The organism is Pseudoalteromonas mucoides, assembly GCF_049257175.1.
Taxonomy (GTDB): Bacteria; Pseudomonadota; Gammaproteobacteria; order Enterobacterales; family Alteromonadaceae; genus Pseudoalteromonas.
Map to the genome: position 1 here is coordinate 231,008 of NZ_JBMMUC010000003.1, position 12,454 is coordinate 243,461.

Annotated in this window: 12 protein-coding genes; 4 read left to right on the plus strand and 8 right to left on the minus strand. The window is 40.3% G+C overall.

Features of this window, described 5'->3' with window-relative positions; translation table 11 throughout:
- Positions 1 to 24: 24 nt before the first annotated feature.
- On the minus strand, positions 25 to 1,038 hold the full coding sequence (locus tag AAEU30_RS04415; protein WP_421959482.1) for a DUF5924 family protein: 1,014 nt from the start codon (positions 1,036 to 1,038) through the stop codon (positions 25 to 27).
- A 178-nt stretch (positions 1,039 to 1,216) separates the two neighbouring features.
- On the opposite strand from AAEU30_RS04415, the gene AAEU30_RS04420 reads away from it, so the two are divergent.
- Entirely contained in the window at positions 1,217 to 1,579 is a 363-nt protein-coding gene (locus AAEU30_RS04420; protein ID WP_421959483.1) for a hypothetical protein, read from the plus strand.
- A gap of 71 nt (positions 1,580 to 1,650) precedes the next feature.
- A complete protein-coding gene (locus AAEU30_RS04425; RefSeq protein ID WP_421959484.1) occupies positions 1,651 to 3,618 on the plus strand; it encodes a TonB-dependent receptor plug domain-containing protein in 1,968 nt (655 codons plus the stop codon).
- Between the two features lie 79 nt (positions 3,619 to 3,697).
- On the opposite strand, the gene queE is transcribed toward AAEU30_RS04425, so the two are convergent.
- A complete protein-coding gene (gene queE / locus AAEU30_RS04430) occupies positions 3,698 to 4,363 on the minus strand; it encodes a 7-carboxy-7-deazaguanine synthase QueE (RefSeq protein ID WP_087531683.1) in 666 nt (221 codons plus the stop codon).
- Positions 4,364 to 4,493: 130 nt separating this feature from the next.
- On the opposite strand from queE, the gene queC reads away from it, so the two are divergent.
- Positions 4,494 to 5,174 (plus strand): 7-cyano-7-deazaguanine synthase QueC, encoded by a 681-nt coding sequence (gene queC / locus AAEU30_RS04435; protein WP_356948015.1) that lies wholly within the window; start codon positions 4,494 to 4,496, stop codon positions 5,172 to 5,174.
- Between the two features lie 50 nt (positions 5,175 to 5,224).
- Here queC and AAEU30_RS04440 read toward each other — a convergent pair whose 3' ends face one another.
- Positions 5,225 to 5,674, minus strand: a complete 450-nt coding sequence (locus AAEU30_RS04440) for a methyltransferase family protein (RefSeq protein ID WP_421959485.1) — start codon at positions 5,672 to 5,674, stop codon at positions 5,225 to 5,227.
- A gap of 161 nt (positions 5,675 to 5,835) precedes the next feature.
- On the opposite strand from AAEU30_RS04440, the gene AAEU30_RS04445 reads away from it, so the two are divergent.
- Positions 5,836 to 6,078 (plus strand): hypothetical protein, encoded by a 243-nt coding sequence (locus tag AAEU30_RS04445; protein WP_087531686.1) that lies wholly within the window; start codon positions 5,836 to 5,838, stop codon positions 6,076 to 6,078.
- On the opposite strand, the gene AAEU30_RS04450 is transcribed toward AAEU30_RS04445, so the two are convergent.
- Genes AAEU30_RS04450 through AAEU30_RS04470 form a run of 5 tightly spaced genes read right to left on the minus strand, consistent with a single transcriptional unit; the run spans position 6,065 to position 12,127 of the window.
- Entirely contained in the window at positions 6,065 to 7,090 is a 1,026-nt protein-coding gene (locus tag AAEU30_RS04450) for a hypothetical protein (protein WP_421959486.1), read from the minus strand. The two genes, AAEU30_RS04445 and AAEU30_RS04450, sit on opposite strands and share 14 nt — an antisense overlap.
- Before the next feature lie 59 nt (positions 7,091 to 7,149).
- A complete protein-coding gene (locus AAEU30_RS04455) occupies positions 7,150 to 7,821 on the minus strand; it encodes a tRNA (adenine(22)-N(1))-methyltransferase TrmK (RefSeq protein ID WP_421959487.1) in 672 nt (223 codons plus the stop codon).
- A gap of 7 nt (positions 7,822 to 7,828) precedes the next feature.
- Positions 7,829 to 8,758, minus strand: coding sequence for a class I SAM-dependent methyltransferase (locus tag AAEU30_RS04460; protein WP_421959488.1), 930 nt, complete (start codon positions 8,756 to 8,758; stop codon positions 7,829 to 7,831).
- Positions 8,751 to 10,751, minus strand: a complete 2,001-nt coding sequence (uvrB, locus tag AAEU30_RS04465; protein ID WP_421959489.1) for an excinuclease ABC subunit UvrB — start codon at positions 10,749 to 10,751, stop codon at positions 8,751 to 8,753. The genes AAEU30_RS04460 and uvrB overlap by 8 nt, the downstream gene beginning before the upstream one ends.
- Positions 10,748 to 12,127, minus strand: a complete 1,380-nt coding sequence (locus AAEU30_RS04470; protein ID WP_421959490.1) for an MATE family efflux transporter — start codon at positions 12,125 to 12,127, stop codon at positions 10,748 to 10,750. The genes uvrB and AAEU30_RS04470 overlap by 4 nt, the downstream gene beginning before the upstream one ends.
- Between the last annotated feature and the right edge of the window lie 327 nt (positions 12,128 to 12,454).

Consider the following 12,454-nt stretch of genomic DNA (forward strand, 5'->3'; position numbering starts at 1 on the left):
CCTATTCATAATAAGGACAACTGATTATAGACTAACATTAAATTTAGCTAGTCCTATCAATTGTCCTGATTCAGTAACAACGTGTACTTGCCATTTCCCAACCGGATCTGCGGGAAAGTTCACTTTATGGGTCCACGCTCTATAACCTTGCTCACGCCCACCTGTAATATCTAATGTAATTCGTTCCACGACTTGGTTATTAAGGATCCAAACATGAAAAATCTTTTCGTTTAACCCTCTTGGTGCCTTTACCGCTGTCCAACTATACAAACCTTTGCTCTGTAATGTTTTTACATCTAACTGCTTAACATTACCAATGGGCTTGCGTTGTTCAATATCGACTTCATGGGATAGTGCGATATCGGTTAAGCGCAGCGCTGCCGGCGGTACCCAGCTGCGAAGTTGCCATAAACCAGCGCTAAGCGCACTCAATAATAAAACGAGTAAAGGAAAGCGCCACCAGCGCGCATTTGGCATTAAATTACCCAAGCTTGGCAGTGTACAAATAACTGAGGTGATCAATGCTATTGTTAGGCTTTCACTGGTGGTGAGATTAAGTAAAATAGGCAAAGTAACGAGAATAACAACGAACAGTGCGAAGTTGTGAAACACCGTAAATAATATACTGTGCTTAGCTAATTTTTTATAATACAGCGGATCGACAACCGATATAAATGCGCAAAGTATAATTAATGATGTAAAAACAGCCTGTGGATGATTCCACGAAGTCACCGCGAGAAAAAATGGCAATGCAAAAAACAAGCTTTCTTGTTGTACCATTTGTAATGCAAAACGCATAAAATTAGGTGAAACAGCAACACCGAAGCGCTGCTCAACTTTATCGCGCAGCCAATTATCAACGATTAACCACACCCAACTGATGAGTAAAAGTATAGCTATAATTTGCGAAAACGACTCCTTTCGCTCAACTAACACATAACTTGCCACACCACTGCAAAAAGCAAATACGGCCAGCAAGCCTGGATGCTGCTGCATCATTAAAATAAATTTTGTTATTATATTTTTAAAATAGCTCATGCAAAAATAAGATCCTTTTACAACTTAACATCTTAGTTAGTCACCTAAACAATATACCTTAATACATGAACAACGGATTTACACTTTTACTCTAAAATTATTTAGTTATGAGTCACAAGTATTCACATCACATTGTAAATTCAATATAATGCTCACACTTTTTCCTTTTGAGATTACTATGCCTAAGCCATTTTCAAACATGTTGGCTGTTTTGTTTATTTTGCTCACCTTTGCTGAACAAAGTATGGCGTATAGTGTATCTCCTTCGAATAGTACTCACCTTTACAGTCAAACGTTAAATATTGACGGTCCTCTGGTAACTGAAAACACCGCAAAGAGTGACGATGACTGTTGCGAAATAGAGTGTTGTGATAACACCTGTTTTTGCCCTGCAAATACTTGTGTATCAGCCTTTTACCTGCCGTCAGAAATCACGACAACTCAAATTGATATGCAAAATCATCACGCTACAAAACAAAATATTGCAAAAATAATCTCCGTTGCCACTTATATTTACCGCCCTCCTATCGCTATCTCATAAATACAGTTCCCATGTTTTTTAGCCACGTTAAGGGCTAATTCGCTCTACTTTAATACAATTATGAGACAAATATGTTTACAAAAACATCTAAGCTAGCTGTTGTTGCTGCGTTACTCCCTGCTTATTCGTTCGCCAACGAACAGCATCATGACCATGACGAACATGAAAAAAAACCGATAGAGAAAATACAAGTCACCGCTTCTCGTCTTGGTCGCATTGTTACCGAGTCAGCTACTCGTACTGAAATTATCAATGCTGAAGAAATACATGAAAAAGCGTTAATGCGTCCTGGCAACATTTCAATGCTAGTGGCAGAAACTGGTGGTGTACGCGTGCAAAACACTTCACCCGCTTTAGGCAGTGCAAATATCCGTTTGCAAAGCCTATATGGCCGCTATACCCAGCTACTTAGTGACGGACTGCCATTATATGGCGGTCAATCAATAGGCTTATTACAAATCCCGCCGACTGATCTTGCCAATGTTGAGATCATAAAAGGCTCTGCGTCTTCATTATATGGAGGCTCTGCGCTAGGTGGTGTGATCAATTTGATTTCACGTACGCCGAGCGATGAATTTGAGGGCGAAGTTCTCCTCAATGCGACCTCAAAAAATGGCCAAGATGTTACCTCTTACTTTGCGGCCCCGTTAACTGACTCAATCAGCGCCTCTGTTACCGCAGGGCTTCATCATCAAGAAGAGCAAGACTTAGATGATGATGGCTGGCTTGATATGGCAAGCTATAACAGAGCAAGTGTACGCCCCCGTATCTATTGGGAAGGTGATAATGGCGCCAATTTATACGTCACTGTAGGTGCAATGACCGAGCAACGAGATGGCGGCACAGTTGAAAACGCAACCATGCCAGATGGCAACCCATTTGCACAAACACAAGACAGCTTAAGGCTCGATACTGGGTTTATATTTGATAAACCATTAAATGAAGTACTGGCCTTAAATGTACGTGGTTCTGCAATGCAGCAAGATCATGATCACGTGTATGGCACAGTAAACGAAGATGACAATCATGAAAGTTATTTATTTGAGTCAAGTATCTCTGGTTATACCGACAACATAGCATGGCTAGTCGGTGCCGCTTACCAGTCTGAAAAATACCATTCTGAAGACTTTTCTGCGTTTGACTACAGCTACGAAGTGCCGGGCGTTTTTTCACAGCTTGATTATGAAGCCAGCGAAAATGTGTCGCTGTCATTAAGTGCACGTGCCGATTGGCACAATGAATACGGTACGCAATTTAGCCCACGTATTTCAATGCTATACAACCCAGAAAATTGGACTGTACGAGGCTCTTACGGCAAAGGATTCTTTGCCCCGACTCCATTTATTGAAGACATTGAGGATGCCGGTTTATCCCATTTAGAACCGCTCGAAAATATTGAAGAAGAACATGCAAACACCGCCTCTATCGATATCAGCTATGCATTTGATAGCGTAGAAACAAGTGTTACCTTTTTCTCCTCCGATGTTGAAAACGTCACTGAGTTAGAAGTTATTAATCAGCAACTCACACCTTCTGATAAAAATGTTCGCATTGTCAACGCACCTGGCCAAAGTGAAATACGCGGTGCAGAATTTCTATTACGTTACCGCTGGAATGATATCAAGCTAACGGGTAGTTATTTATATACAGATGCAAGTAAACAAAGCAGCTCAGGAACAGGTCGTGTACCCCTTACTCTCACTCCAGAACACTCAGCGGGTGCAGTAATCATGTGGGAAGAACATGGTAGTCACTTAGTTGGTTTTGAAGCCTACTACACCGGCACACAACACCTTGAGAATAACCCGTACAGAGATAAAAGTGATGCTTACTGGCACTTAGGTTTACTTGGGCAAATTACCGTTGGGCGGATTAGCTATTTTGTTAATGCAGAGAATTTACTCAATGTAAGACAAACAAAAGAAGACTCTCTCATATTGCCACAACAAGCACCGAGCGGCCGTTGGACGACAGATATTTGGTCTCGAAACGATGGCTTTACTGTCAATGCTGGCATTCGTATCAAGTTTAACGATTAATGAAGGGCAAACACGCTGGTAAGATAATCACCGGCGTGTTTTTACAAATTCAGCTATAAAAAATAAAAGACAACGTTTGCTAACTGATCCCCAAGTACTTGTGTACTTGCACAGATAAACGCCAGTTTTTATCAATGCACGTTTCTATTGCCAATTTCGTTGCAGAAACTTTTTGGCTAATAGGTTGCAAGTAGACCAATTTAGGGTCAACACCCGTTTTAGCAAATAATGCTTCAAGCTCTTCTACATGTTTTTGCATTGCAATTGGGTGCTTTATTTCATCTGCGCGCTTCATTGCCGAGGTCAGCACTTCATAGCCACCACGCATATTAATTTTTGGCGATACAGTAACCCACGTTTGTGTTGGCACTAAAATTTCAAAAGTGCCGCTAGTTTCTATTTGCGTACTAAAACCATTCTCATGAAGTAATTCGCATACTGGGTTTAAGTCATACATGCATGGCTCGCCACCGGTGATCACCACATGTTTTGCACGGTAACCTCGCGATTTAAATAGCGCTAATATTTGCTGTGCTGATGCATCAGCCCAGTGATCTGAGTCGGCTTTTTTTTCTACCGTCTCATCAAGTGAAACTTTATATACGTTATCGACATCCCAAGTTTGTTTTGTATCACACCAAGCACACCCAACCGGGCAGCCCTGTAGACGCAAAAATATTGAAGGCGTGCCTGTAAAACTTGCTTCACCTTGGATTGTTTCAAATACTTCATTTATTTTGTACAAACGTTATCTCACTTACTACTTGGCATATTTATCGGATAAAATAGCGATAAAATAGAAATCAAAAAGCACGGGCAAAAATTGTTATTTATGCTCCAGCCGTGTAGTATATCGCGCCCTGATATAAACCTCTATTAAAACTAAGAGCAAAACAGATATGACGCAAAAAGTAGTTGTGATTTATTCCGGCGGTATGGATTCATTTACCGTATTAAATAAAGCCCTGCAAGAAGGCCACGATGTTTACGCCTTGTCATTTGATTATGGTCAGCGTCATGTTAAAGAGCTAAAAGTCGCCGCACAAGTATGTGAAAAGCTTAATGTTCCACATAAAATCGTTGATATCTCTGCCATCAACCAACTTATTGGTGGCTCATCATTAACTGACGATATTGACGTGCCTGAAGGCCATTACGAAGAAGAAAGCATGAAAAGTACTATCGTGCCTAACCGTAATATGATTTTACTGTCATTAGCTGTTGGGTATGCTGTTTCTCTTAAAGCCAGCCAAGTTTATTATGGTGCCCATTCGGGCGATCATGCTATTTATCCTGATTGTCGCCCTGAGTTTGTGAAGAAAATGGACGATTTATGCCGTATTGCTAATTACGATGCTGTCGAAATTTTTAGCCCTTACTTAAACAATACTAAAATTGATATTTTAACCGATGGTATAAAAATGGGGCTAGACTACAGCCAAACTTGGACCTGTTATAACGGCCGAGAAAAAGCCTGTGGTAAATGTGGTGCGTGCCAAGAACGCCTTGAAGCATTTAAACTTAACGACGTTACAGACCCACTTGAGTATGAATAAGCTTATTTGAAGCTAAATTAAAGGCTATCATTGATAGCCTTTTTTATTGTTTATAACCAGCGTCTTACTCGGTTCATGTAATCTGTGTATTGTTGACCAAATATTTTGCTCAATGCGCGCTCCTCTGGAATTATCTGAAAAAGCGTTAAATACGCAACAAACCCCGCAATGCAAGCGATAGCCCAAATAGACATTAGCCATACGCCCCAGCCTAATAATATAAACGCAAAACCAACATACATAGGATTACGAGACAACTTATACACTCCTGTTGTTACAAGCTCCGTAGCCTGCTCAGGGTTATTAGGATTAACAGTAGTTTTAGCTAAACGAAAACTCACTACACCGGCAATACAAAAAATACCCCCTATAACCACAAAAATAGCGGCAACATAGCTAATAAATGCGCTCAAATCGATAACACTATAGTGAGCAACTAACGCCATAATCCCGGCGAAAAAAAGTACTACCAATACCGGCGGTATTTTATTATTTAACATACATATCCTTCTAGATAGTTTCACTTATACTGACTTAGTAAACGGCCTTAATTTAACCTCTCAGACTAAGAATACAAATAAAGTTACAATTGTCAGCTTTCTGGGTGCGTAAAGCAGGTTATACTTTATACTAATAAAAACGAATAAAGGAAATAAAAGTTATGTCAGGTACAACGATGATCGTGTTAATTGTGTTTATTTCGGTTGGCTCTGGAGTCATATACGATATGTACAAAAAGCACCTTGAGTTTAAACATAAAATGCAAAACAACAATAACGATGCAAATAAACAACTAGATGCGGTAAATGCTGAAGTACGCGCACTAAAAGAGCGCGTACAAACACTGGAAGCTATCGTAACCGACTCAAGTTATGATGTTAAACAAGAAATTAATCGACTTTAAACTGCTTTGAGTACAAATGCGCATTTTCTGGCCGTTCGATACCATGAGCGGCTAAAAAGCCCGTAATTTCGCTATCACAACCTTGTGGAACGCGTGCACTATCGATTTCAAAATTAAGTTGATTCGCGTTTTGTTTACCCAAAGAGCATAATTGTAAGGTATTATGCGATCTCAACTTGATGCTCAACTCCCCCACTTTTTCAACTGCAATACATCGACCAAACCGCGTTAATCCAGCGTAACTGAATTGCTCACTCACATATTCGTTGCTTTTATCCACAAGCGCATTCATTAAGCCATGTAAAAACCCGTTACTTGTATTATCAGTAACCAAAAATGTAATGGATGCATTATTAAATTCACTAAGCTGACACTCACTACACATAAGCTGAACTCGGTACACCCAACAGGTTGGATCAATATTCTGCACCGAAACTAATTCAAGCGCTTCACCTGCAAACAGACAATGACTTAAGAGTGTGTGTATATCGATGTCATCCTCATCGCTTAGATGTACTAAAGCTGCATTGTCAGCCATTAAGGGAAGATCATGATGGTTATTAAATGGTGTACTAGTACCGTGACGGTGTTTGAACTGAAATAACTCTCTTACTTCATGTTCTCTTGCGATTTTTAGCGCTAAAAAAGCGGTTTGAATTAACTCCGAGGTGGGTAGGTTTTCTTCCACGTACCAGCGCCGACCAAAAAGTAACTTTTTAGCATCAGGACTTTGTGTATTAGTTTGATAATTATCAGGGCTCAGAACCGCTACTTGTAAGTATATTTGGTTATCTTTTTGCGCTGCGAGCACTGTAAAGTGTGCTGAAAACTTGATTTTTTCAAGCACTTCATTGACTGACGTTAACGTATGCTTGTAACGTAAAAAGTGCTGCGGCACGACCCAATTATTATTAGCAAGTTGAACAAGTGGCGCATAAGAGATGGGCTGTTCATAACTATTCGGCCACTTTTCATTATTATTGCTTGAAGGTCTCATTGTTTGACGATTCATACTTACTTCAATTCATCTACAGGTTATCTTTGTATTACGAATTAACAGTATTAAATAGATCACTCAATGCTTAACAATTGTTTGTAATCATTGATCACTTTTTCAAAGCGTTGTGGGCTCTGATGTGCCATTCGCGTATAATGCAAAAGCAGTTTATTTAGATAGCTACGATGATGTTTATTACTCATATCCCACATCGTATTGCCTGTTGGGGTTATTTTAGTTGTGCTTTCAAAACTAAGGTGTAGGGCTTCATAAAAACGCTTATTTTCAACAATAATTTGTTCTGATATCAGGCCTAAATCAAGCTCGTTTAGCCCCTCTCTTAAACTGTAGGTATGATGAACTGGGCAGATAATAAAGCTTATTTGAGCTAATTCTTGTTGAGTGTGGTTGGCTATAATTTGCTGCATCAACTTAAGTAGTAACTCGCCTCCCACACCGGCGATAATCACTAACTGTTTGGCGTTTTTCTCAAGTGTAATACCGCCTACATCTTTACACATTACTTGCCAGTCACTGCTTGACTGAGGACCTGCAAAACGCGTCAACGTCACATTAAGCTCGCTCATCAGCTCAGGTACAATATCAACAAACACCACTTTTTTTGCAATCTCGCGCTTGAGAATTGCCATACCCAGTAAACCATGATCGCAACAGCAATCCCAAATCACATCATAGGGCTGAGTGATTAATGCATTGATCGCATTTAAACGATTACTCAGTTTCATTCATACCCTATTTTTCTGAGGTTTTATAAATAAGCGCTTTTAAGCTACGGTCACTGTCTATTTCAATAAAACCAGCCGTAGGAGCTAGGCGCTCAACAAACTCAATGGCATCGTGGGTATGCTCTGCAATCAGTGCTTTGAATGCACTTTCACTTAGCTCGGGACTATTTGCGCAGAGCAAAAGCTGGGTATTGCTATTAAGTAACTCTGGTAAACGTCGTAATACTTTTTGATAGTCTTTGGTGAGTATAAAACTGCCTTTTTGAAAGCTAGGCGGATCGACAATGATCAAATCAAACGGTGCCGCTTTTTTTAGCTTACCAAACGATTTCAAAATATCATGAGGTAAAAAGCTCACACCACGCTCAAAACCATTCAGTTGATGATTTTGTTTACCTGTGCGTAATACACCTTTATTCATGTCCATGTTGATCACTGAATCAGCCCCACCTTGCATCGCACTGACTGAAAAACCACACGTATAAGAGAATAAATTAAGGACCTTTGCATTTTGGCTATTGTTGCTCACAAACTCGCGGCCACTTCGCATATCTGGAAAAATACCGGTGTTTTGCCGACTCATTAAATCTACAATAAATTCAACGGCACCTTCTTTAACCGTATGAGGTTCGGGCAGTATTCCCTGCACTAATTTATTTTGCGTTTGTAATCCAGCTCTTTGCTGATAAACCATCGCAGTAACCTGATCAGGTGCATGTTGTTGCGCCCATTGCCACACCTGATCGGTTAATACCTTTAATGTGTCATCGTCAATTTCTTCATACGATACTAAAAACAAGCTCGGTGGGTAAAAGTCTAAATTTAAATGACTTAAATGTTCAACACTGTGACCACGGCCATGAAAAATACGGCACAGCTCATTGGCTGCAAGCGGTGCACTTTCAAGTGCACTAATAAGAGGAGAAAAATTATGCATTTTTGATCAACTGTTGTTGTAATTCGTGTATTTCATCGCGTACTGAGGCGGCCTTTTCAAACTCAAGGTCGCTCGCATAGGCGTGCATTTTACTCTCAAGTTGTTTAATCTGCGCCGCAATCTCTTTCGCACTAAGCACTTGTGTGGTTTCTTTACGAATAAGTTTTAGGTTATCTTGTGGACCGGCTTGCTCACCTACATCCATAATGTCAGTTATTTTCTTCAGCAGTGCTTTAGGCTCTATACCATGCTTAACATTGTAAGCATGTTGGATATCACGACGACGCTGAGTTTCGTCCATCGCTTTGGCCATCGACTTAGTTACCCGATCAGCGTATAAAATTGCTCGGCCATTTAAGTGCCGTGCAGCACGCCCTATTGTTTGTATAAGCGAACGAGCCGAGCGTAAAAAGCCTTCTTTATCAGCATCAAGTATCGCCACTAACGACACTTCTGGCATGTCTAATCCTTCACGTAGTAAGTTAATACCCACTAACACATCAAACACCCCAGCACGAAAGTCACGAATAATCTCAACGCGCTCGACAGTGTCTATGTCTGAGTGTAAATAACGTACTTTTACATTATGCTCATTGAGGTAGTCGGTTAAATCTTCGGCCATGCGCTTAGTCAGTGTTGTAACTAACACCCGCTCATCAATTTCAACCCTTTTGTAAATTTCAGAGAGTAAATCATCAACCTGGGTGCCCACAGGGCGCACTTCTATTTCAGGGTCGAGTAAACCAGTTGGGCGAATAACTTGCTCAGCAATATCATCGCCACAGCGCTCTAGTTCAAAGTCCCCTGGGGTTGCTGAAACATAAATGGTCTGTGGCGCAATGGCTTCAAACTCTTCAAAACGAAGTGGCCGGTTATCCATTGCTGATGGCATCCGAAAACCGTATTCAACTAAATTTTCTTTACGGCTGCGATCACCTTTATACATAGCCCCAATTTGCGATATGGTAACGTGTGATTCATCAATGATCATTAATGCATCGTCAGGCAAATAATCCAGTAACGTAGGTGGTGGATCGCCAGGCGTACGGCCCGATAAATAACGGCTGTAGTTTTCTATGCCTGAACAATAACCAAGCTCGGTCATCATTTCTATGTCGTACTGGGTTCGCTGTGCAACGCGCTGCTCTTCAACCAGCTTATTAGCACTGAGCAGTTGTGCACGGCGTTCTTTAAGTTCTGCTTTGATATGCTCTACCGCATCAAGAATCTTCTCGCGTGGCGTAACATAGTGCGTTTTAGGGTAAATAGTCGCACGTACAATGTGCTTCTCAATTGCACCAGTGAGTGGATCAAAAATACTTAAGCGCTCTATTTCGTCATCAAACATTTCAACGCGTACGGCATAGGTGTCTGACTCTGCAGGAAATATATCGATTACTTCGCCCCGCACTCGATAGGTACCACGACTAAAATCAATGTCGTTACGGGTGTATTGTAATTCAGCTAACCTACGTAACATATCGCGTTGGTCAACGGTTTCACCGACTTTTAATAACAGCATCATTTTCATGTATGAATCAGGGTCACCCAAACCATAAATGGCTGATACTGAGGCCACTATTATCGTGTCACGGCGCTCTAACAAGGCTTTAGTCGCACTTAAACGCATTTGTTCTATGTGTTCATTAATTGAAGCGTCTTTTTCGATAAATGTATCGCTGGCAACAACATAAGCCTCAGGTTGGTAATAATCATAATAAGACACAAAATATTCAACAGCATTATTAGGGAAGAACTCTTTCATCTCACCGTAAAGTTGTGCTGCTAATGTTTTATTGTGCGCCATAATAATCGTTGGGCGATTTAAATCATTAATAATGTTCGCCATGGTAAATGTTTTACCGGTCCCGGTTGCACCGAGTAAAGTTTGATGTGCCAAACCGGCTTCTAAACCTTCACAAAGCTGGGCTATCGCAGTGGGTTGATCGCCGCTTGGGGTAAACTGTGATACCAATTGGAAATGGTCACTCATGCTTGGCACTCCTTAACTGGTTGATTATTAATAGCGTCTAGCTCTTTTATAAACCACTTATACGCCACAATACCGGTAAATACATTGCCTATTGCAGCACCGATTAGCAGCCCTGACAACCCTGCAAGCACACTTCCCACATAAGCAAATGGAACATAAAATACAAATAAACGCACAACACTCAAAATAAGCGCATTCATTGGTTTATGTAAGGCATTAAATGACGAATTAGATAAAATTATCACCCCTTGAAAGCCATAACTAAGCGGTAATGTGTATATAAAGAGTTTGATAACATCAATAACCATTTGCTCTTTACCAAACAATTGGCTGATGACACCTGAAAACACAATTAATACTAAATAAATAATAAATTGCCATACCATGACAAATTTTAACGTTGTACTGTACGCACTCTTCACTCTACTCAGCTTACCAGCACCAAAGTTTTGACTAATAAATGGGGGCAATGTCATTGATAAGGCAAGTACAACCAAACTTGCAATGGATTCAATTCGACTGCCGACGCCAAAAGCGGCGACTGCTTCTGGACCATACCCCGCCACTAATGCTGTCATCACGGCCATAGCAATTGGGGTTAACATATTGGCTCCCGCTGCCGGAAAACCTATTTTTAATATCTTTTGTATTGATGCTAAAGGCGTTTGGTTTTTTGCGTGTAAGCTTAATAGCCCTTTTTTTACGGCTAAAATATATAAAATGATCACCACAGCAACTGACCATGCAATAACACTGGCAATCGCTGCACCTTGAATCCCCAGTGAAGGAATAGGACCAAAGCCAAAAATTAACACAGGATCAAGCACCGCATTAATAAGCCCTGCTCCCCCCATAACAATACTCGGTGTTTTTGTATCGCCACTGGCGCGAAGCACTGAGTTACCAACCATAGGTGTAATCAAAAATACACTACCCAGAAACCAAACACTCATATATTCATGTATTAATGGAAGAGTGTGCTGTCCTGCCCCAAGTAAACTAAATATGGGTTCAAGCATTAAATAACCAAAAAGTGATAAACACAAAACCATCACTACAGCAATTACCAACGCCATACTGGCATCAAAGCGTGCTTCTTCTATATTGTTACTGCCAAGTGCTTTGGCAATCACTGCAGATGTACCAATACCTAAGCCAATTGCCAAACTAATAACAGTAAACGTGACAGGAAAAGTAAAGCTCACAGCAGCTAAAGGCTCTGTTCCAAGCATACTGATAAAAAAAGTATCAACAAGATTAAACATCATTAACGTGATCATGCCAAAAATCATTGGTATGGTCATTCGTTTAAGTGTTGGAACTATTGGGGCATTTAATAAATCAGGAGATGTGTTTGTTTGCAAATTAGCGCGCATGGGAATAAATAAGCCTCTTTTATTAAGCGTGCTATTTTAAAGCATGATGCCTTTTCAAGCCATGCATTTATCAAATGAATCCCAGCTAGCAGCAATAATCATTAAGAATAAGTAAACAGAAGCTACTTTCTCTACGAAAACTCACTATTTCAAGCTGTTTAACGAAAATTGTAGCCAACCTCTAGTAAAAAACAATAAAAATACAGTTGTGCAACTTTTTATTATATAAAACGCGTGGCCGCTGCTGTATTTTTACACAAAACTTACTGATATCTAATCATCACGAATAAATTTACTCACCAATCAATTGTTTTCCACCCTTAATTT